General features: G+C 60.1%; 26 protein-coding genes. 15 read left to right on the top strand and 11 right to left on the bottom strand.

The features are described from left to right. The first annotated feature begins 93 nt into the window (after positions 1 to 93). The 5 genes from EI969_RS08280 to EI969_RS08300 are packed head-to-tail and all read left to right on the top strand — an operon-like array spanning position 94 to position 3853. Complete coding sequence (locus EI969_RS08280) at positions 94 to 489, top strand: FagA protein (RefSeq protein WP_160387036.1); 396 nt, start codon at positions 94 to 96, stop codon at positions 487 to 489. After that, complete coding sequence (locus tag EI969_RS08285; protein WP_160387037.1) at positions 482 to 1858, top strand: aspartate ammonia-lyase; 1377 nt, start codon at positions 482 to 484, stop codon at positions 1856 to 1858. The genes EI969_RS08280 and EI969_RS08285 overlap by 8 nt, the downstream gene beginning before the upstream one ends. A 27-nt stretch (positions 1859 to 1885) precedes the next feature. After that, a complete protein-coding gene (locus EI969_RS08290) occupies positions 1886 to 2314 on the top strand; it encodes a hypothetical protein (protein ID WP_160387038.1) in 429 nt (142 codons plus the stop codon). A gap of 2 nt (positions 2315 to 2316) precedes the next feature. Next, positions 2317 to 2928, top strand: a complete 612-nt coding sequence (locus EI969_RS08295) for a superoxide dismutase (protein ID WP_160387039.1) — start codon at positions 2317 to 2319, stop codon at positions 2926 to 2928. A gap of 31 nt (positions 2929 to 2959) precedes the next feature. Beyond that, on the top strand, positions 2960 to 3853 hold the full coding sequence (locus EI969_RS08300; RefSeq protein WP_160387040.1) for a ZIP family metal transporter: 894 nt from the start codon (positions 2960 to 2962) through the stop codon (positions 3851 to 3853). Between the two features lie 44 nt (positions 3854 to 3897). Here the strand turns inward: EI969_RS08300 and EI969_RS08305 are convergent, their stop codons facing one another. The 10 genes from EI969_RS08305 to EI969_RS08350 all read right to left on the bottom strand — a co-directional run bounded on the left by EI969_RS08305 (position 3898) and on the right by EI969_RS08350 (position 10985). Further along, the gene (locus tag EI969_RS08305) at positions 3898 to 4170 is read right to left on the bottom strand and encodes an HPr family phosphocarrier protein (RefSeq protein WP_160387041.1); all 273 of its coding nucleotides are present in this window, start codon (positions 4168 to 4170) and stop codon (positions 3898 to 3900) included. Positions 4171 to 4185: 15 nt separating this feature from the next. Then, entirely contained in the window at positions 4186 to 5043 is an 858-nt protein-coding gene (rapZ, locus tag EI969_RS08310; RefSeq protein ID WP_160387042.1) for an RNase adapter RapZ, read from the bottom strand. 2 nt (positions 5044 to 5045) lie between these two features. Beyond that, positions 5046 to 5510: a PTS IIA-like nitrogen regulatory protein PtsN gene (gene ptsN, locus EI969_RS08315; protein WP_150718657.1), complete on the bottom strand. Its 465-nt coding sequence runs from the start codon at positions 5508 to 5510 to the stop codon at positions 5046 to 5048. Between the two features lie 12 nt (positions 5511 to 5522). Continuing rightward, positions 5523 to 5831 carry a ribosome hibernation-promoting factor, HPF/YfiA family gene (hpf, locus tag EI969_RS08320; RefSeq protein ID WP_008018717.1) on the bottom strand — a complete coding sequence of 103 codons (309 nt, stop codon included), beginning with the start codon at positions 5829 to 5831 and terminating at the stop codon, positions 5523 to 5525. Between the two features lie 74 nt (positions 5832 to 5905). After that, complete coding sequence (locus EI969_RS08325; protein WP_160387043.1) at positions 5906 to 7399, bottom strand: RNA polymerase factor sigma-54; 1494 nt, start codon at positions 7397 to 7399, stop codon at positions 5906 to 5908. A gap of 247 nt (positions 7400 to 7646) precedes the next feature. Next, entirely contained in the window at positions 7647 to 8372 is a 726-nt protein-coding gene (lptB, locus tag EI969_RS08330) for an LPS export ABC transporter ATP-binding protein (protein WP_008054366.1), read from the bottom strand. After that, on the bottom strand, positions 8372 to 8920 hold the full coding sequence (gene lptA, locus EI969_RS08335) for a lipopolysaccharide transport periplasmic protein LptA (protein WP_160387044.1): 549 nt from the start codon (positions 8918 to 8920) through the stop codon (positions 8372 to 8374). Before lptA ends, lptB begins: the two co-directional genes overlap by 1 nt. Then, entirely contained in the window at positions 8907 to 9479 is a 573-nt protein-coding gene (gene lptC / locus EI969_RS08340) for an LPS export ABC transporter periplasmic protein LptC (protein WP_160387045.1), read from the bottom strand. Before lptC ends, lptA begins: the two co-directional genes overlap by 14 nt. A 7-nt stretch (positions 9480 to 9486) precedes the next feature. Further along, complete coding sequence (locus EI969_RS08345) at positions 9487 to 10011, bottom strand: HAD family hydrolase (protein ID WP_150718661.1); 525 nt, start codon at positions 10009 to 10011, stop codon at positions 9487 to 9489. Next, on the bottom strand, positions 10011 to 10985 hold the full coding sequence (locus EI969_RS08350) for a KpsF/GutQ family sugar-phosphate isomerase (RefSeq protein WP_160387046.1): 975 nt from the start codon (positions 10983 to 10985) through the stop codon (positions 10011 to 10013). The genes EI969_RS08345 and EI969_RS08350 overlap by 1 nt, the downstream gene beginning before the upstream one ends. 276 nt (positions 10986 to 11261) lie before the next feature. Between EI969_RS08350 and EI969_RS08355 the strand changes: the two genes are divergently transcribed. The 10 genes from EI969_RS08355 (at position 11262) to hisC (ending at position 19201) form a co-directional block, all read left to right on the top strand. Continuing rightward, positions 11262 to 12071 carry an ATP-binding cassette domain-containing protein gene (locus EI969_RS08355; protein ID WP_008001295.1) on the top strand — a complete coding sequence of 270 codons (810 nt, stop codon included), beginning with the start codon at positions 11262 to 11264 and terminating at the stop codon, positions 12069 to 12071. Further along, positions 12071 to 12868, top strand: a complete 798-nt coding sequence (mlaE, locus tag EI969_RS08360) for a lipid asymmetry maintenance ABC transporter permease subunit MlaE (RefSeq protein WP_160387047.1) — start codon at positions 12071 to 12073, stop codon at positions 12866 to 12868. Before EI969_RS08355 ends, mlaE begins: the two co-directional genes overlap by 1 nt. After that, positions 12868 to 13335: an outer membrane lipid asymmetry maintenance protein MlaD gene (gene mlaD / locus EI969_RS08365; protein WP_111280917.1), complete on the top strand. Its 468-nt coding sequence runs from the start codon at positions 12868 to 12870 to the stop codon at positions 13333 to 13335. Before mlaE ends, mlaD begins: the two co-directional genes overlap by 1 nt. An 11-nt stretch (positions 13336 to 13346) precedes the next feature. Next, the gene (locus EI969_RS08370; RefSeq protein ID WP_160387048.1) at positions 13347 to 13988 is read left to right on the top strand and encodes a phospholipid-binding protein MlaC; all 642 of its coding nucleotides are present in this window, start codon (positions 13347 to 13349) and stop codon (positions 13986 to 13988) included. Beyond that, the gene (locus EI969_RS08375; RefSeq protein WP_160387049.1) at positions 13985 to 14290 is read left to right on the top strand and encodes a lipid asymmetry maintenance protein MlaB; all 306 of its coding nucleotides are present in this window, start codon (positions 13985 to 13987) and stop codon (positions 14288 to 14290) included. Before EI969_RS08370 ends, EI969_RS08375 begins: the two co-directional genes overlap by 4 nt. A 114-nt stretch (positions 14291 to 14404) precedes the next feature. Next, positions 14405 to 14644 (top strand): BolA family protein, encoded by a 240-nt coding sequence (locus EI969_RS08380; protein WP_007912386.1) that lies wholly within the window; start codon positions 14405 to 14407, stop codon positions 14642 to 14644. 22 nt (positions 14645 to 14666) lie between these two features. Then, positions 14667 to 15932: a UDP-N-acetylglucosamine 1-carboxyvinyltransferase gene (gene murA / locus EI969_RS08385; protein WP_110659054.1), complete on the top strand. Its 1266-nt coding sequence runs from the start codon at positions 14667 to 14669 to the stop codon at positions 15930 to 15932. Positions 15933 to 16059: 127 nt separating this feature from the next. Further along, entirely contained in the window at positions 16060 to 16695 is a 636-nt protein-coding gene (hisG, locus tag EI969_RS08390) for an ATP phosphoribosyltransferase (protein WP_060542991.1), read from the top strand. A gap of 125 nt (positions 16696 to 16820) precedes the next feature. Further along, positions 16821 to 18146 carry a histidinol dehydrogenase gene (gene hisD / locus EI969_RS08395; protein WP_160387050.1) on the top strand — a complete coding sequence of 442 codons (1326 nt, stop codon included), beginning with the start codon at positions 16821 to 16823 and terminating at the stop codon, positions 18144 to 18146. 2 nt (positions 18147 to 18148) lie between these two features. Beyond that, positions 18149 to 19201 (top strand): histidinol-phosphate transaminase, encoded by a 1053-nt coding sequence (hisC, locus tag EI969_RS08400; RefSeq protein ID WP_160387051.1) that lies wholly within the window; start codon positions 18149 to 18151, stop codon positions 19199 to 19201. Positions 19202 to 19324: 123 nt separating this feature from the next. Here the strand turns inward: hisC and algW are convergent, their stop codons facing one another. Continuing rightward, positions 19325 to 20485 carry a Do family serine endopeptidase AlgW gene (gene algW / locus EI969_RS08405; protein WP_160387052.1) on the bottom strand — a complete coding sequence of 387 codons (1161 nt, stop codon included), beginning with the start codon at positions 20483 to 20485 and terminating at the stop codon, positions 19325 to 19327. Between the last annotated feature and the right edge of the window lie 79 nt (positions 20486 to 20564).

The raw sequence follows: 20564 nt of genomic DNA on the forward strand, positions 1-20564 counted from the left end.
ACGCCATCGCCGGCAAGCCGGGCTCTTACAGAGCTTGTGTTGGTTATTATTATCATTTAATAATAAATCTCATTGCCGAATGAGCCCCGGATTATGAATCCTGTCTTGCACGAGCTGCCTTACCTCGAAAGCTGGCGCTGGATGAGTCGCCAGATCCGCTGTGCGATGAATCCCGACGAGCCTCGCCTGATCGACCATTACCTGGCCGAAGGCCGGTATCTGGCAGCTTGCACGGCAACCTCGCCCTGGACCGTCGCCGAAACCTCCTTCCGTTTGCTGCTCGACACCGCCGCCGATGTCGCGCTGCCGTGGCACTGGCGCACGTACTGCCTGGACCAGGCCTGGCGTCCGCTACGCGAACTCGAACGCCTGTCGTTGTGCAAATGCCGCCTCAAACGCTGGCAGAGCTACACGTGGCAACTCGCGACTTGTGAGTTACAGCCCTCGATTCCTCTCATAGAACTGATGCAAGGATCTCCCGATGAGTAATACCCGTATCGAACGCGACAGCATGGGCGAATTGAACGTCCCGGAAGACGCCCTGTACGGCGCACAGACGCAACGTGCGGTGGATAACTTCCCGATCAGCGGCAAACCGATGCCGGTGCAGTTCATTCGCGCGCTGATTCTGGCCAAGGCGGCAGCGGCACGCGCCAACGTCGAGCTCAAGCAGATCAGTGAAGCCCAGGGCAAAGCCATTGTCGATGCGGCCCAGGGCCTGCTCGAAGGCGATTTCATGCAGCACTTTCCGGTGGATGTGTTCCAGACCGGCTCGGGCACCAGCTCCAACATGAACGCCAACGAAGTGATCGCCACGCTCGCCAGCCGCTTGCTCGGCGAGACGGTGAACCCCAATGACCACGTCAACTGTGGCCAAAGCAGCAACGACATCATTCCGACCACCATTCATGTCAGTGCGGCGTTGGCCTTGCACGAGCAACTGCTGCCGGCGTTGACGCACCTGGTCCAGGTCATCGAGCGCAAGGCCGGGCAAGTTCATCACCACGTCAAGACCGGGCGTACGCACCTGATGGATGCGATGCCGGTGCGTATGAGCCAGGTGCTCAACGGCTGGGCGCAGCAGCTCAAGGCCAACATCGGCCATCTGCAAGACTTGCAGCCAAGCCTGCAATCACTGGCCCAGGGCGGTACGGCGGTCGGGACGGGCGTCAACGCCCACCCCGAATTTGCAGCGCGCTTCAGCCAGCAACTCAGCAAATTGACCCAGGTCGAGTTCAAGCCAGGTCAGGACTTGTTCGCGCTGATTGGTTCCCAGGACACCGCCGTCGCAGTCTCCGGGCAACTGAAAACCACCGCCGTATCGCTGATGAAAATCGCCAACGACCTGCGCTGGATGAACTCCGGCCCGTTGGCCGGCCTTGGCGAGATCGAACTGGAAGCGTTGCAGCCGGGTTCTTCGATCATGCCAGGCAAGGTCAACCCAGTCATTCCCGAGGCTACCGCGATGGTCGCGGCTCAGGTCATCGGCAACGACAGCGTCATCACTATCGCCGGCCAGTCGGGCAACTTCGAACTGAACGTGATGCTGCCGATCATTGCCCAGAACCTGCTGAGCAGCATCGAGTTGCTGGCCAACTCCAGCCGTCTGCTGGCGGACAAGGCGATCGCCAGCTTCAAGGTCAACGAGAGCCGGATCAAGGAAGCGTTGTCACGCAACCCGATTCTGGTCACGGCGCTCAACCCGATCATCGGTTACCAGAAGGCCGCCGAGATTGCCAAGAAGGCTTATCAGCAAGGCCGCCCGGTGATTGACGTCGCCTTGGAGCACACTGATCTGTCGCGCGGCCAGCTGGAAGAATTGCTCAACCCGGAAAAACTCACCGCAGGCGGCGTGTAAGCCCCGCTACCGCTTTGGAGGCGCACCATGGAGCACTGGAAACGCACGATCGAAAGAGCCAACCGCTTTTTCATGCAGGGTGAACTGGTCGATGCCCGCGAGGCGTATCTGCAGGCATTGGCTCTGGCCCAGGTGCTGTTTGAACGCTGGGCGGATGCCGACGAAGCGGTGGCAGCTTGCGTGATTTCCCATCACAACCTGGCGGACCTGCACTTGCGCCTGAACCAGCCGGAGGAGAGCGCCGAATACCTGTGCGCCATCCATCAACGGCTGCTGCAGACCATGCAGGACCCACGACTGCCGCAGGCCTTGCGTGAAGCCGCGTTGCGCCAGAGCAGCAAGACCTACGTCGAACTGCTGAATTTCATCAGTGAACACGGCGAATATCCGCGCACCCATCGACTGCTGCACATCAATGTCGCTTCGCCTGCGCCTCATCATCATGGAGTCCATTGAACATGGCTTTTACCTTGCCTGCCTTGCCCTACGCCTACGACGCCCTGGAACCGCACATCGATGCGCAGACCATGGAGATCCACTACACCAAGCATCACCAGACTTACATCAACAACCTCAACGCGGCAGTCGAAGGCACCGAGTATGCCGAGTGGCCGGTGGAGAAGCTGGTGTCCGCCGTTCAGCAACTGCCGGAAAAACTGCGCGTGGCGGTGATCAACCAAGGTGGCGGCCACGCCAACCATTCGTTGTTCTGGGAAGTCATGGCGCCCGGCGGCGGAGGTAAACCCGAAGGCGCGCTGGCCAAGGCTATCGACGAGCAATTGGGCGGGCTCGACAGTTTCAGGGATGCCTTCACCAAAGCTGCGTTGACCCGCTTCGGCAGTGGCTGGGCCTGGCTGAGCGTGACCCCGCAAAAAAACCTGGTGGTGGAAAGCAGCGGTAACCAGGACAGCCCGCTAATGAACGGCAATACGCCGATCCTGGGCCTCGACGTCTGGGAACATGCCTATTACCTGCGCTATCAGAACCGCCGTCCTGAATACATCGGCGCGTTCTACAACGTGATCAATTGGCCGCAAGTCGCTGCGCGCTATCAAGCCGCACTGGCTTAAGTCTTCTACAAAAACAATCCAAGGCTGGACTATGGGCACTGAAACACTGGCGATCGGAAGTGGACGGATGTTTCGTTACGCGTTCGGATCGCTGTTACTGCTGGCGGGTATGAGCCTTTTGGTTGCCCATGGATTGGCCTGGCTCGACCTTGAACCGAAGTTGCTGCGTGCATTGCAGGGCGGTGCGATCTGCGCCCTGGGCACCGCGCTGGGTGCCGTGCCGGTGTTGGTGATTCGGCGGATGCCGCAGATGCTCAGCGACACTTTGCTTGGTTTTGGCGCTGGCGTGATGCTCGCGGCAACGGCATTTTCGTTGATCGTTCCGGGCATCGCTGCCGCCGAAGGGCTTGGCTTGTCACCCTGGGCGTCCAGTGGGCTGATCAGCTTCGGCATCATGCTCGGCGCGTTCGGGCTGTTCCTCGTGGACCGGAAGGTCTCCGGTGCCAGCCCGCAAATGCTGGTCGGCACCCTGGAGCGGCCGGTCATTCCTCCGCGCATCTGGCTGTTTGTGTTTGCGATCATTGCCCACAACATTCCCGAAGGCATGGCGGTTGGTGTTTCTGCCGGCGGCGGCATGCCGGATGCCGACAGCCTGGCGATGGGCATTGCCTTGCAGGATGTGCCGGAAGGGTTGGTCATCGCGTTGGTTTTGGCCGGGGCGGGGATGTCTCGGGTCAAGGCGTTCCTGATAGGTGCCGCCTCAGGCGTGGTCGAACCGGTGTTCGCGCTGTTGTGCGCCTGGCTGGTGAGCCTGGCCGAGCTGTTGTTGCCTTTGGGGTTGGCGTTGGCGGCGGGGGCCATGTTGCTGGTGGTGACTCACGAAGTCATTCCCGAGTCGCGCCGCAATGGTCATGACAAGCTTGCCAGCCTTGGGTTGCTGATGGGGTTTTGTTTGATGATGGTGATGGATACGGCTTTGGCCTGATTTGTGGAGAGGGGGCTTGCCCCCTCACTACCAAGCCCTGGCCTTTACTCGCCTTCGTCGAAGAAGTTGTTGATCAACGCCACCAGCGCAGCCAGCGCTTCCTGTTCCTGCTCGCCTTCCGTGCTCAAGTGGATCGTGGTGCCTTTGCCGGCGGCCAGCATCATCATCGCCATGATGCTTTTGCCATCGACCATTGATTCTGGTGTGCGACCGGCCCGGATCTGGCACGGGAACTGACCTGCCACCCCAACGAATTTTGCAGAAGCGCGGGCGTGCAGGCCCAGTTTATTGATGATTTCGATTTCCAGAGCAGGCATCGCGATGTGAATCCTTTAGCTGAGGTCGCGGTGGCGAACCTGGACGTTCTTCAGGGTTTTTTGCAGCGCCTGCCCCAGACGCTCTGTCAGGTAGACGGAGCGGTGATGTCCGCCCGTGCAGCCAATGGCAATGGTGACGTAGGCGCGGTTGCTGGCGGCAAAACGAGGCAGCCACTTTAGCAGGTATGTGGAAATGTCCTGGAACATCTCTTCGACATCCGGCTGTGCCGCCAGGTAATCGGCAACCGGCTGATCGAGCCCGGACTGCTCGCGCAATTCCGGCTTCCAGTAAGGGTTGGGCAGGCAGCGCACATCGAACACCAGGTCGGCGTCCACCGGCATGCCACGCTTGAATCCGAACGACTCCACCAGGAAGGCAGTGCCGGGTTCCGGTTGATTCAGCAGGCGCAGCTTGATGGTGTCGCGCAGTTGGTACAGGTTCAGGCTGGTGGTGTTGATCTTGAGGTCGGCGAGGTCGGCAATCGGCCCGAGCAGCACGCTCTCGACATTGATGGCTTCGGCCAGCGAGCGGTTGGCGTTGCTCAGTGGATGGCGCCGGCGGGTTTCCGAGAAACGCTTGAGCAGGGTTTCTTCGTCGGCGTCCAGATACAGGACATCGCACTGGATGTGGCGGCTGCGGACTTCTTCGAGCAGGTCGGGGAAGCGTGACAGATGGCTGGGCAGGTTGCGGGCGTCAATGGAGACGGCGACCAGCGGCTGCATCAGCTCGGTGTGAATCAACGCTCGTTCGGCCAGTTCCGGCAGCAGGCCGGCAGGCAGATTGTCGATGCAGTAGTAGCCGTTGTCCTCAAGTACGTTGAGGGCGGTACTTTTACCTGAGCCGGAACGGCCACTGACGATGATCAAGCGCATGATTACTGACCGTTTTGCTCGTCCAGGACAACCTGATACAGGGCTTCATTGCTTGCGGCATTACGCAGTTTTTCGCGAACTTCCTTGCGGTCGAGCATGCTGGCGATCTGTCGCAGCAGCTCCAGGTGCGCATCGGTGGCGGCTTCCGGGACCAGCAGTACGAACAGCAGGTCAACCGGCGCGCCGTCGATGGCGTCAAAATCTATTGGGGCGTCCAGGTGCATCAATGCACTGATGGGCGACACACAGCCCTTGAGACGGCAATGTGGAATCGCAATGCCGTTGCCAAAACCGGTGGAACCGAGTTTTTCACGGGCGATCAGCGCCTCGAAGACATCTTGCATCTCCAGGGCCGGCACTTCGCGGGCGATCAGATTGGCAATTTGTTCGAGGGCTTTCTTTTTACTGCCGCCCGGCACGTTCACCAGGGAACGGCCGGGGGTCAGGATACTTTCAAGTCGGATCATGGGTAGGGAGTGTTAACGACCGGTTGCGCCCTGGAGGAGGCTCTGGGTCTTTTCCTTATGCTTTTTGAGTTGTTTATCCAGCTTGTCGGTGAGTGCGTCGATCGCCGCATACATATCAGTATGCTCCGCGTTGGCGACCACTTCATTCCCGGGAATATGCAGCGTGGCTTCGATTTTCTGCTTCAACTTTTCGACGGTCATCGTGACCTGCACATTAGTGATCTTGTCGAAATGTCGCTCCAATCGTTCGAGTTTTTCGCCGATGTAGGAGCGAAGAGGTTCGGTCACTTCCAGTTGGTGTCCACTGATGTTGACTTGCATACAGCTTCTCCTTCGTTGCCAGTGCATAAAGCGGCAGATCAGATGATCTACCACTGGAACGCTGTGGCGTGGCCCTACATCAACCGCTTGCGTTCGCTCGAAGGCGCGATCCCGAGGGATTCGCGGTACTTGGCGACGGTGCGGCGAGCCACCTGAATGCCTTGTGCCTCCAGTAAACCAGCGATCTTGCTGTCACTCAACGGCTTTTTCTGATTTTCCGCGGCAACCAGTTTTTTGATGATCGCCCGGATGGCCGTGGACGAGCATTCGCCGCCCTCTGAGGTGCTTACATGACTTGAAAAAAAGTATTTCAGTTCATAAATGCCCCGGGGGGTGTGCATGAACTTCTGGGTGGTCACCCGTGAAATCGTCGACTCATGCATGCCGACCGCTTCGGCGATGTCATGCAGGACCAGCGGCTTCATGGCTTCGTCGCCATATTCGAGGAAACCGCGCTGATGCTCGACGATCTGGGTGGCAACCTTCATCAGGGTTTCATTGCGGCTTTGCAGGCTCTTGATGAACCAGCGAGCCTCCTGCAGCTGATTGCGCATGAAAGTGTTGTCGGCGCTGGTGTCGGCGCGGCGCACGAAACCGGCGTACTGGGCATTGACCCGCAGCCGTGGCACCGACTCCTGATTGAGCTCCACCAGCCAGCGTTCGTTGTCCTTGCGCACGATCACGTCGGGAACGACGTACTCGGCTTCGGTCGACTCGATCTGCGAGCCCGGGCGCGGATTGAGGCTCTGGACCAGTTCGATGATTTGGCGCAGCTCGTCTTCCTTGAGCTTCATGCGGCGCATCAACTGGCTGTAGTCGCGGCTGCCCAGCAAGTCGATGTAGTCGCTGACCAGGCGCTTGGCCTCGGCCAGCCAAGGGGTCTTGGCGGGTAGCTGGCGCAATTGCAGCAGCAGGCATTCGCCCAGGTTGCGGGCGCCGATGCCGGCGGGCTCGAATTGCTGGATACGGTGCAGGACGGCTTCGATTTCGTCCAGCTCGATGTCCAGTTCCGGGTCGAAGGCTTCGAGGATTTCCTCGAGGGTTTCGTCCAGGTAGCCCTGATTGTTGATGCAGTCGATCAGGGTCACGGCGATCAGCCGATCGGTATCGGACATCGGCGCCAGGTTCAGTTGCCACAGCAAGTGGCTTTGCAGGCTTTCACCGGCCGAGGTGCGGGTGGTGAAGTCCCACTCGTCATCGTCGTTGCTGGGCAGGCTGCTGGCGCTGGTCTGGTAAACGTCTTCCCATGCGGTGTCGACAGGGAGTTCGTTGGGGATGCGCTCGTTCCAGTCACCCTCTTCAAGGTTGTCAACCGTCGGTGCGCTTTCCTGGTAGGAAGGTTCCTGGATATCGGTGTTGGGTTTTTGTTCTGCGTTGTCGGCCAAGGGGTCGGAATTGTCGAAGTCGTCGCCTTCTTCCTGGCGTTCGAGCATCGGATTGGACTCCAGGGCCTCCTGGATTTCCTGTTGCAGGTCCAGGGTCGACAATTGGAGCAGGCGGATGGCCTGTTGCAGCTGCGGTGTCATCGTCAGCTGCTGGCCCATTCTCAAGACTAGCGATGGTTTCATGGCAGGGGCTTAACACCTTATTCGCCGGCGCACATGCGCCATCCACTACAGGGCGCCGGGGCGCCAAACATAAGCAAATTATATGCCTGAAACTGAAGGTTTTGCCTAGAGCGCAGTAACAATAAAAAACGATAAAAATATGTTGCTGAATTGCCCTTGTCGGGGGGCTGTTCACGCCGGGTTGCATGAAGCACCGGTGAATCCGCAGGTCATGTGCCCGGGCGGCTGCCAGGGCACGGCTCGGCGCTTACAGGCGGAACTCGTGACCCAGGTACACTTCCTTCACCAGATCATTGGCCAGGATGGTCTCTGCGTCGCCTTCGGCGATCAGTTGACCGTCATTGACGATGTAGGCGGTTTCACAGATATCCAGGGTTTCACGAACATTGTGGTCCGTGATCAGCACGCCAATGCCTTTGGCCTTGAGGTGGTGAATGATCTGCTTGATGTCGCCGACCGAAATCGGGTCCACGCCGGCGAAGGGTTCGTCGAGGAGGATGAATTTCGGATTGGTGGCCAGGGCACGGGCGATTTCCACGCGGCGGCGCTCGCCGCCGGACAGGCTCATGCCGAGGTTGTCGCGGATGTGGCTGATGTGGAATTCCTGCAGCAGGCTTTCCAGTTCCTTGCGCCGACCGGCCTTGTCGAGTTCCTTGCGGGTCTCGAGGATGGCCATGATGTTGTCGGCCACCGACAGTTTGCGAAAGATCGATGCTTCTTGCGGCAGGTAGCCGATACCGGCCTTTGCGCGGCCGTGCATCGGCTGGTGGCTGACGTCCAGGTCATCGATCAGGACGCGGCCCTGGTCGGCCTGCACCAGGCCTACGATCATGTAGAAGCAGGTGGTCTTGCCGGCGCCGTTCGGGCCAAGCAGGCCGACGATCTGACCGCTGTCGATGGACAGGCTGACATCACGCACGACCTGGCGGCTCTTGTAGCTCTTGGCCAGATGCTGAGCTTTCAGAGTTGCCATTACTGGGCCTTTTTCTCGTCGGTTTTCTTCTTCGGCTGGATCACCATGTCGATTCGCGGACGCGACTCGGTCACCTTGCTACCGGTGGCGCGACCGGCGCTGGCCAGCTTCTTCTCGGTGTCGTAGACGATTTTCTCGCCTTGGGTGACGTTGTTGTCCTTGTCGACAACCTTCGCCTTGTCAATCAGCACGACCCGGTTTTGCGCGGCGTGATACTGGATGGTCACACCCCAGCCCTGAACGGGTTTGGTGTCGCCAGCGGTTTGCAGTTGCTCGAAGTAAGCCAGATTGCCTACCGAGGTCACTACGTCGATGTCGCCGGTCGGAGTACGGGTGATGGTGACGGTGTTGCCGGTCACCTTCATCGAGCCTTGGGTGATGATCACGTCACCCTTATAGGTGGCAATACCTTGCTTGTCGTCCAGTTGGGCATCGTCGGCCTGAATGCGGATAGGCTGCTGTTGATCTTCCGGCAGAGCCCAGGCGCTCACGCTTCCCAGTGCTGCGCCCAGACTGAGCAAAATCGGGAGGGTTTTAACGAGCCTCATACTGTCCTCTTACGTTCGATAGCAGGTGTATCCTGCTTTCTTTCAAATACGCTTTCATTCCCTTGCCAGTCGATACACCGCCAGCGCCGTCGATTCTAACGTCTTGCTCGGTCTGCGCATATTGCTGCTGCGGGAACACCGTCATGCGGGTGCTGGTGATCAGGGTCTTGCGGTTTTTCTCGTCGAAGCGCGTGATGCGCACGTCGTCGATCAACTCGACCTGCGTGCCATCGGGGTTGACCTCGCCGCGCAGGCTCTGGACGTGCCACGGGAATTCAGTGCCGCGGAACACGTTCAGGTCGGGGTTGGTCAGCAATGTCACTTCGGTCGCTTTCAGGTGCTCGACCTTGTCGGACACCAGATCATATTGCAGCTTGCCGTCCGGCAGGTACTGCACGCTGTGGGCGTTGATGGCGTAATAGTCGACCATGTTTTCATCGACCGGCGTTACCGGCTTGTCGAGGAAACGCTCCGGGCTGATGTTCCAGTAGCCAACCGCGGCGAATATCGCCGCGATGCAACTGTAGATCAGGGTGTTGCGAAATTTTTTGCTCAGCATATCGGGCTCACAGGTACGCCGCATTGGCCGCATCGAGGCGATCCTGGGCGCGCAGGATCAATTCGCAGAATTCGCGCGCGGCACCTTCGCCGCCACGGGCAAGGGTGATGCCGTGAGCGTGTTCGCGCACGAAGCCGGCGGCATTGGCCACCGCCATGCCCAGGCCGACGCGGCGAATCACCGGCAGGTCCGGCAGGTCGTCGCCCAGGTAGGCCACCTGTTCATAGCTCAGGTTCAACTGGGCCAACAGTTCGTCGAGCACCACCAGTTTGTCTTCGCGGCCCTGATACAGGTGCGGGATGCCGAGGTTCCTGGCTCGCCGCTCGACCACCGGGGTCTTGCGACCGCTGATGATGGCGGTCTGCACGCCGGCGGCCATCAACATCTTGATGCCCTGGCCGTCGAGGGTGTTGAACGTCTTGAATTCGCTGCCGTCTTCGAGGAAATACAGGCGGCCATCGGTCAGCACGCCATCGACATCGAACACCGCCAGTTTGATCTGTTTGCCGCGTTGCAGCAGGTCCGCACTCATTACATTACTCCTGCACGCAGCAAGTCGTGCATGTTCAGGGCGCCGACCGGGCGGTCTTCGCTGTCGACCACGACCAATGCGTTGATTTTATGGTCTTCCATGATTTTCAGCGCTTCGGCGGCGAGCATCTCGGCGCGGGCGGTCTTGCCATGGGCCGTCATGACCTGGTCGATTGTAGCGCTATGGATGTCGATGCTACGGTCCAGCGTTCGACGCAAGTCACCGTCGGTAAAGATCCCGGCCAGCTTTCCATCGGCTTCCAGGATCACGGTCATGCCCAGGCCCTTGCGGGTCATTTCCATCAGCGCGTCCTTCAGCAGGGTGCCGCGCTGTACTTGCGGCAACTCTTGCCCGGCGTGCATGACATTTTCCACTTTCAGCAGCAGGCGTCGGCCCAGGGCACCGCCGGGATGGGAAAAGGCGAAGTCTTCGGCGGTAAAACCACGGGCTTCCAGCAGCGCGACCGCCAGGGCGTCGCCCATGACCAGGGCGGCGGTGGTCGACGAGGTCGGTGCCAGGTTCAACGGACAGGCTTCGTGTTCGACGTGAACGTTCAGGTTGACCTCGGCGGCCTTGGCCAGCGGCGACTCAGGGTTGCCGGTCATGCTGATCAACTGAATGCCCAGGCGCTTGATCAACGGCAGCAGGGTCACGATTTCATTGGTGGAGCCGGAATTCGAGAGCGCCAGAATGATGTCGTCGCGGGTGATCATGCCCATGTCGCCGTGGCTGGCTTCTGCCGGGTGCACAAAAAATGCCGTGGTGCCGGTGCTGGCCAGGGTCGCGGCGATCTTGTTGCCGACGTGCCCCGACTTGCCCATGCCGACCACGACCACGCGGCCTTTGCTGGCCAGAATCATCTCGCAAGCGCGTACGAAATCCGCGTCGATATGGGGCAGCAGGCCTTGTACGGCTTCTACCTCGAGGCGGATGGTGCGTTGTGCTGATTGAATCAGGTCGCTGGATTGGCTCATGTCAGAAATCGTATAGCCTGATGAAAAGGCGGCGATTATAGCGGTAATGATCGAATCCCTCACGCAAGTTCGTCGCGCATTGTCATTCCTTGTTACCCGAAACCCTCTAAATGGGCCTTTCAACCGCTCATGCAGTCGAATATGGCTCGGCTTTGGCCTTGGGCGCACAGCCTTTGCAGTGATATAGTTCGCCGCCAGTTCGGCCTGCCCGGGAGGTATGTGCTTTCGTCAGAAAGCCAGGCGTCCGAGTGAGAGGCTGCATCGCAAGGAGTTTAGATGAGTGCCGATAACGCCTACGCGGTCGAGCTGAAGGGACTGTCCTTCAAGCGCGGTGCGCGCAGCATTTTCAATAATGTCGATATCCGTATCCCGCGCGGCAAGGTCACCGGCATCATGGGGCCTTCCGGGTGCGGCAAGACTACGCTTCTGCGTCTGATGGGCGCCCAGCTGCGCCCCACCAAGGGCGAAGTCTGGGTCAACGGTCAGAATCTGCCGAAACTGTCACGCAGCGACCTGTTCGATGCGCGCAAGCATATGGGCGTGCTTTTTCAGAGCGGTGCACTGTTTACCGACCTTGATGTCTTCGAGAACGTCGCTTTTCCGTTGCGCGTTCATACGCAACTGCCGGAAGAAATGATCCGCGACATCGTCCTGCTCAAGCTGCAGGCCGTGGGTTTGCGGGGCGCCATCGAGCTGATGCCCGACGAGCTTTCCGGCGGCATGAAGCGCCGTGTTGCGCTGGCCCGGGCGATTGCGCTCGATCCACAGATCCTCATGTACGACGAGCCCTTTGTCGGCCAGGACCCCATCGCCATGGGCGTTCTGGTGCGCCTGATTCGTTTGCTCAACGATGCGCTGGGCATCACCAGCATCGTGGTGTCCCACGATCTGGCCGAGACCGCGAGCATTGCCGATTACATTTATGTGGTGGGCGATGGTCAGGTGTTGGGGCAGGGGACCCCGGACGAGCTGATGAACTCGGATGAACCGCGCATTCGTCAGTTCATGACCGGCGAACCCGACGGCCCGGTTCCGTACCACTTTCCAGCGACGGATTACCGCGCAGATCTTCTGGGGAAGCGCTGATGCGCAGAATTTCATTGATGGAGCGCATTCGCCGCTTCGGCCAGGCCGGCATCGACGTAATGGCGGTGTTCGGGCGCTCGGCACTGTTTCTGTTCCATGCCCTGCTCGGGCGCGGCGGTATCGGTGGCGGTTTCGGGCTGCTGGTCAAACAACTGCATTCGGTGGGCGTGATGTCCCTGGTGATCATCGTGGTCTCCGGGGTGTTCATCGGCATGGTGCTGGCGCTGCAGGGCTTCAACATCCTTTCCAGCTATGGTTCGGAGCAGGCTGTCGGGCAGATGGTTGCGCTGACGCTGCTGCGTGAACTGGGGCCGGTGGTGACCGCTTTGCTCTTCGCCGGGCGCGCAGGTTCGGCGCTGACTGCTGAAATCGGCAACATGAAGTCCACCGAGCAGCTGTCCAGCCTGGAGATGATCGGGGTTGACCCGCTCAAGTACATCATTGCGCCACGCTTGTGGGCCGGTTTCATTTCCCTGCCGGTGCTGGCGATGATTTTCAGCGTGGTGGGCATCTGGGGCGGCTCGTGGGTGGCTGTCGACTGGCTGGGGGTCTATGAAGGTTCCTACTGGTCGAACATGCAGAACAGCGTGACGTTCTCCGACGATGTGCTCAACGGGATCATAAAAAGCATCGTCTTTGCCTTTGTCGTGACCTGGATCGCCGTATTCCAAGGCTATGACTGCGAACCCACTTCCGAGGGGATCAGTCGTGCCACTACCAAGACCGTTGTCTATGCCTCGTTGGCAGTGCTCGGCCTGGACTTTATTCTGACCGCCTTGATGTTTGGAGATTTCTGATGCAAAACCGCACCCTGGAAATCGGTGTCGGCCTTTTCTTGCTGGCCGGCATCCTGGCTTTGCTCTTGTTGGCGTTGCGTGTCAGCGGCCTGTCCCCGACTCCGAGCACCGACACCTATAAACTTTATGCCTACTTCGACAATATCGCCGGTTTGACTGTCAGAGCAAAGGTGACCATGGCCGGTGTGACCATCGGCAAGGTCACGGCCATCGATCTGGATCGCGACAGCTTTACCGGTCGGGTGACCATGCAGCTGGAAAAACGCATCGATAATCTGCCGGCGGACTCCACTGCATCTATCCTGACCGCTGGCCTGTTGGGCGAGAAGTACATCGGTATCAGCGTTGGCGGGGAAGACGCCCTGCTCAAGGATGGTGGAACCATCCATGACACGCAGTCATCGCTGGTGCTCGAGGACCTGATCGGTAAATTCCTGCTCAATACCGTTAGCAAAGAAGCTAAATGAGGAACTGCTAAATGATCTCTATCTTGCGACGTGGCCTGTTGGTATTGCTCGCGGCACTGCCGCTGGTGGCCAACGCTGTGGCGGCGCCTTCGGCGCATGAACTGGTACAGGACACTACCAACCGGTTGCTCGCCGACCTGGCGGCCAACAAGGAAAAGTACAAGCAGGATCCGCAGGATTTCTATACGGCGCTGGACACCATCGTCGGGCCGGTCGTGGATGCCGAGGGTATTTCCAAGAGCATCATGACGGTCAAGTACTCGAAGAAAGCATCTCCTGCGCAGATGAAGACCTTCGAAGAGAACTTCAAGAAAGGCCTGTTCCAGTTCTATGGCAATGCCTTGCTGGAGTACAACAACCAGGGCATCACCGTTGATCCGGCCAAGGACGAGTCGGGCGACCGCACCAGCGTCGGCATGACCGTCAAGGGCAGCAGCGGTGCGATCTATCCGGTGTCCTACACCATGGAAAAGATCAACGGCGAGTGGAAACTGCGTAACGTCATCATCAACGGCATCAACATCGGCAAGCTGTTCCGCGATCAGTTCGCCGATGCGATGCAGCGCAATGGCAACGACCTGGACAAGACCATCAACGGTTGGGCCGGGGAAGTCGCCAAGGCCAAGGAATCCACCGAGAACAAAACCCAATGAGTGAGTCGGCACTCCGGATGGACGAAGCGGGCGAGCTGCGACTCAGTGGCGTGCTGGATTACCGTACCGGCCCTGGCCTGCGTGAGCAGGGCAAGGTGCTGATCAAGGCCAGCAAGGCCGCGGCGCTGGTGGTCGATTGTTCGGCGGTGACCAAGTCCAGCAGTGTCGGCTTGTCGCTGCTGCTGTGCTTTATCCGCGATGCGCAGGCTGCCGGCAAGGCCCTGAGCATCCGTGGAATGCCGGAAGACATGCGTGAAATCGCTCAGGTCAGCGAGCTGACCGAGCTGTTGGCGCATCCCTAACCCGCATCTATAAAGAAGCCCCCCGTCAGAGTCCTGCTCCGCGGGGTTCGCAGGCGCGGGGCTTTTTTGTATGATGTCCGACCCGCGCGCACAGGGCGCCGATTGAGGTTGAGCATGCAGGCCGTAGAAGTGAAGAGCTTCCTAGAAGGAAAGCTGCCCGGAACGTTGGTAGAAGTCGAGGGCGAAGGCTGCAATTTCCAGCTGAACGTGATTAGCGATGAACTGGCGGCGTTGAGCCCGGTGAAGCGTCAGCAGCAGATCTATGCCCATTTGAACCCATGGATCACCGATGGCAGCATCCATGCGGTCACTATGAAATTTTTCAGCAGCGCGGCCTGGGCCGAGCGCACCTGAGCCCAAGGGCGTCGAGATTCTTATGGATAAATTGATTATTACTGGCGGTGCTCGTCTTGACGGCGAAATCCGCATCTCCGGGGCAAAGAACTCTGCCCTGCCGATCCTGGCTGCCACCTTGCTGTGCGATGGCCCGGTGACCGTGGCCAACCTGCCGCACCTGCACGACATCACCACCATGATCGAGCTGTTCGGTCGCATGGGCATCGAGCCGGTGATCGACGAGAAACTCGCCGTCGAAATCGACCCGCGCACCATCAAGACCCTGATCGCTCCGTACGAACTGGTTAAAACCATGCGTGCGTCGATCCTGGTGCTGGGCCCGATGGTTGCCCGTTTCGGCGAAGCCGAAGTCGCACTGCCTGGCGGTTGCGCCATCGGTTCGCGTCCGGTTGACCTGCACATCCGCGGCCTGGAAGCCATGGGCGCGGTCATCGACGTCGAGGGCGGCTACATCAAGGCCAAGGCGCCTGAAGGCGGCCTGCGCGGTGCGCATTTCTTCTTTGATACCGTCAGTGTGACCGGTACCGAGAACATCATGATGGCTGCTGCCCTGGCCAAGGGTCGTAGCGTCCTGGCCAACGCCGCGCGCGAGCCTGAAGTGGTCGACCTGGCGAACTTCCTGAACGCCATGGGTGCCAAGGTTTCCGGCGCTGGCACCGACACCATCACCATCGATGGCGTCGAGCGTCTGCACACCACCACTTACAAGGTGATGCCGGACCGTATCGAGACCGGCACCTATCTGGTAGCCGCTGCCGTGACCGGCGGTCGTGTGAAGGTCAAGGACACCGATCCGACCATCCTCGAAGCCGTTCTGGAAAAACTCCGTGAGTCCGGTGCCGAAATCACCACCGGCGAAGACTGGATCGAGCTCAACATGCATGGCAAGCGGCCTAAAGCCGTTAACGTGCGGACCGCTCCGTACCCGGCGTTCCCGACCGACATGCAAGCGCAGTTCATCTCCCTCAACGCCATTGCCGAAGGCACGGGCGCTGTGATCGAGACGATCTTCGAAAACCGCTTCATGCACGTCTACGAGCTGCACCGCATGGGCGCCAAGATCCAGGTCGAAGGCAACACCGCGATCGTCACCGGTACCGAAAAGCTCAAGGGCGCGCCAGTGATGGCAACCGACCTGCGTGCTTCGGCCAGCCTGGTGATCTCGGCGCTGATCGCCGAAGGCGACACGCTGATCGACCGCATCTACCACATAGATCGCGGCTACGAGTGCATCGAAGAAAAACTGCAGATGCTGGGCGCCAAGATCCGTCGCGTTCCGGGCTAGTTCCTGCTGCATGGGCACAGGGAGGTGCCTGCTGAATGTTGTATGTCGAGCCGGTTTCCGGCTCGATGCGTGTCCGGCGCCGATTGCGACCGGGCATAAGATTCCTGATTAAGGGCTGACGTTTCCCATGCTGACTATCGCACTGTCCAAGGGCCGCATCCTTGACGACACTTTGCCGCTTCTGGCTGAAGCAGGCATCGTGCCGACCGAGAATCCGGACAAGAGCCGCAAGCTGATCATCCCCACGACCCAGGACGATGTTCGTCTGCTGATCGTGCGTGCCACCGATGTGCCGACCTATGTCGAGCACGGTGCCGCCGACCTCGGTGTCGCCGGTAAAGATGTGCTGATGGAATACGGCGGCCAGGGCCTGTACGAGCCGCTGGATTTGCAGATTGCCCAGTGCAAGCTGATGACCGCCGGTAAAGTCGGCGCAATCGAGCCCAAGGGCCGTCTGCGCATCGCCACCAAGTTCGTCAACGTAGCCAAGCGCTATTACGCCGAACAGGGCCGTCAGGTCGACATCATCAAGCTCTATGGTTCGATGGAACTGGCGCCGCTGATCGGTCTGGCGGACAAGATCATCGACGTGGTCGACACCGGTAACACGCTGCGGGCCAACGGCCTGGAGCCACAGGATTTCATCGCGGCCATCAGCTCCCGGTTGATCGTCAACAAGGCTTCGATGAAGATGCAGCACGCCCGTATCCAGGCGTTGATCGACACCCTGCGCAAGGCAGTGGAGTCTCGACACCGCGGCTGATTCACCTGCGCGACGTTAAGTCGCGCCCGTCTATCCGCCTCATAGCCAGAATTCTCAGGTGCCCAAGCGGATGGAGTGCTAGCTTCGGGCGCCTGAGTTTTTGCCATTCCTATGAGGCTCTCGCTATGACCGCACCGACTGCAATTCGCCGACTCAACGCTGCTGACCCGGATTTCGCGCATCATCTGGATCATCTGCTGAGCTGGGAAAGTGTGTCTGACGACTCGGTCAATCAGCGGGTGCTGGACATCATCAAGGCCGTGCGTGAGCGTGGCGACGCGGCACTGGTGGACTTCACCCGCCAGTTCGATGGGCTGGACGTGAAGTCCATGGCCGACCTGATCCTGCCGCGCGAGCGTCTGGAACTGGCGCTGACCCGCATCACCGTGCCTCAGCGCGAAGCACTGGAAGTCGCCGCAGCCCGCGTACGCAGCTACCACGAGAAGCAGAAGCAGGACTCCTGGAGCTACACCGAAGCCGACGGCACCGTACTGGGCCAGAAAGTCACGCCGCTGGACCGCGCCGGCCTGTACGTGCCGGGCGGCAAGGCGTCGTACCCGTCGTCGGTGCTGATGAACGCGATTCCGGCCAAGGTCGCCGGCGTCACCGAAGTGGTCATGGTCGTTCCGACCCCGCGCGGTGAAATCAACGAGCTGGTGTTGGCCGCTGCCTGCATCGCCGGCGTCGACCGCGTGTTCACCATCGGTGGCGCTCAAGCCGTTGCCGCTTTGGCTTACGGCACCGAAAGCGTGCCGAAGGTCGACAAGGTGGTCGGCCCGGGCAACATCTATGTCGCCACCGCCAAGCGCCACGTGTTCGGCCAGGTCGGAATCGACATGATCGCCGGCCCTTCGGAAATCCTCGTGGTGTGCGACGGCCAGACCGATCCCGACTGGATCGCCATGGACCTGTTCTCCCAGGCCGAGCACGATGAAGACGCCCAGGCCATTCTGGTCAGCCCCGACGCCGAGTTCCTCGACAGGGTCGCGGCCAGCATCGCTAAACTGATGCCGACCATGGAACGTGCCGCGATCATCGAAACTTCGATCAACGGCCGTGGTGCACTGATCAAGGTTCGTGACATGGAGCAAGCCATCGAAGTGGCCAACCGCATCGCGCCGGAGCACCTCGAATTGTCCGTTGCCGATCCACAGGCCTGGCTGCCGCAAATCCGCCACGCCGGCGCGATCTTCATGGGCCGTCACACGTCCGAAGCTCTGGGCGACTATTGCGCAGGCCCGAACCACGTGTTGCCGACTTCCGGCACCGCGCGTTTCTCCTCGCCACTGGGTGTGTACGACTTCCAGAAACGCTCGTCGATCATCTTCTGCTCCGAGCAGGGCGCATCCGAGTTGGGCAAGACCGCTTCCGTGCTGGCCCGTGGCGAGTCGTTGACCGCCCACGCCCGCAGTGCTGAATACCGCATCGTTGACGACAAGCAGGGGAACTGAACATGAGTAAATTCTGGAGCCCGTTCGTCAAGAATCTGGTGCCTTATGTGCCGGGCGAACAGCCGAAGCTGGCGAAACTGGTCAAGCTCAATACCAATGAAAACCCGTACGGTCCATCGCCCAAGGCCTTGGCTGCGATGCAAACCGAACTCAATGACAGCCTGCGCCTGTACCCGGACCCGAACAGCGATCTGCTGAAGAATGCGGTCGCCAAATACTACGGCGTGCAGAGCAACCAGGTGTTTCTCGGCAACGGCTCCGATGAAGTGCTGGCGCACATCTTCCACGGCTTGCTGCAGCACGATCAGCCGCTGTTGTTCCCGGACATCAGCTACAGCTTCTACCCGGTCTACTGCGGGTTGTACGGCATCAAGTTCGACGCGGTGCCGCTGGACGAGCAATTCCGGATCGACCCGGCGGACTACGCCAGGCCGAACGGCGGGATCATCTTCCCCAACCCGAACGCCCCGACTGGCTGCCTGCTGGCGCTGGAAGCGGTGGAGCAGATCCTCAAGGCCAGCCCGGATTCGGTGGTCGTGGTGGACGAGGCTTACATCGATTTCGGCGGCGAGACGGCAATCACGCTGGTCGATCGTTACCCGAACCTGCTGGTGACCCAGACCCTGTCCAAGTCCCGTTCACTGGCCGGCTTGCGGGTTGGCCTGGCGGTGGGGCATCCGGACCTGATCGAGGCGCTTGAGCGGATCAAGAACAGCTTCAACTCCTATCCGCTGGACCGCATGGCGAATGTCGGCGCTGCTGCCGCGTTCGAGGATCGCGAGTATTTCGAAAAGACCTGCCGGTTGGTGATCGAGAGTCGAGAGAAGGTCGTTGCGCAGCTTGAGGAGAAGGGTTTTGAAGTACTGCCATCGGCGGCGAACTTCATCTTTGCCCGTCACCCTCGGCACGATGCGGCGGGGCTTGCGGCGAAGTTGCGCGAGCAAGGCGTGATCGTCCGGCACTTCAAGCAGGAGCGGATTGCGCAGTTCCTGCGGATCAGCATCGGCACGCCAGAGCAGAATCAGGCGCTGATCGACGGCCTGGGCGACCTCTAAAGCACCTTTATCCCCTTGTGGGAGCGTGGCTTGCCCGCGATGAACGATAACGCGGTATAGCTGATACACCGCGGTGTTCCTATCGCGGGCAAGCCACGCTCCCACAGGACATGTGTCGCCTGCTTAGTTTTCTTCTTTCTCTTTGACCGGTGCCGGCGGCGGACGCAGGCCGATTTCCGCGGTCAGCTTGAGTTCCTTGCCGTTGCGCATCACCTGGATCGCGACCTTGTCGGTCGGCTTGATCCGCGCCACCTGATTCATCGAGCGGCGGCCATCACCGGCCGGTTCGCCATCGATGGCAAGAATCACATCACCCAGTTGCAGGCCGGCCTTCTGTGCCGGGCCATCGCGGAAAATCCCCGCCACGACAATGCCCGGGCGCCCGGACAAGCCGAACGATTCGGCCAGTTCCTGGGTCAGCGGTTGCACTTCGATACCCAGCCAGCCACGAATCACCTGGCCGTGCTCGATGATCGATTTCATCACTTCCATCGCCAGCTTCACCGGAATCGCGAAACCGATGCCCTGGGAGCCGCCGGACTTGGAGAAGATCGCCGTGTTGATGCCGGTCAGGTTGCCGATGGCATCCACCAGCGCACCGCCGGAGTTGCCGGGGTTGATGGCGGCGTCGGTCTGGATGAAGTCTTCGTAGTTATTCAGGCCAAGCTGGTTGCGACCGGTGGCGCTGATGATGCCCATGGTCACGGTCTGGCCGACGCCGAACGGGTTGCCGATGGCCAGCGCGACGTCGCCGATGCGGATGTTGTCGGAACGCCCCACGGTGATCGACGGCAGGTTTTTCAGGTCGATTTTCAGAACCGCGAGGTCAGTCTCCGGGTCGCTGCCGATCACCCGCGCCAGGGTTTCCCGGCCGTCCTTGAGTGCCACCACGATCTGGTCGGCGCCACTGGTCACGTGGTTGTTGGTCAGGATGTAGCCTTCCGGGCTCATGATCACGCCGGAGCCGAGGCTCGATTCCATGCGTTTCTGCTTGGGCGAGTTATCGCCGAAGAAGCGCCGGAACTGCGGATCTTCGAACAACGGATGGTTGGTCTTGTTGATGACTTTGGTGGTGTACAGGTTCACCACCGACGGCGCGGCGGTGGTCACGGCGTCAGCATAGGACACCGGGCCCTGCTGCATGCTGGTGGTTTGCGGCGCCTGTTGCAGGTTGACGTCGAGGCTCGGCAGCCCGACCCATTCGGGGTAACGCTGGATTATCAAAAGAGCGACAAGCACGCCGGCCAACAGCGGCCAGCCGGAAAAACGCAGCGCCTTGAGCATTAAGCACGTCCTGAGAGAGTTGCAGGCGGTATGAGACCGCTCATAATGACGCGCATTATACGAGGCCGCACGCGCCTCT

The organism is Pseudomonas sp. PB101 (genome assembly GCF_009764265.1).
Lineage (GTDB): Bacteria > Pseudomonadota > Gammaproteobacteria > Pseudomonadales > Pseudomonadaceae > Aquipseudomonas.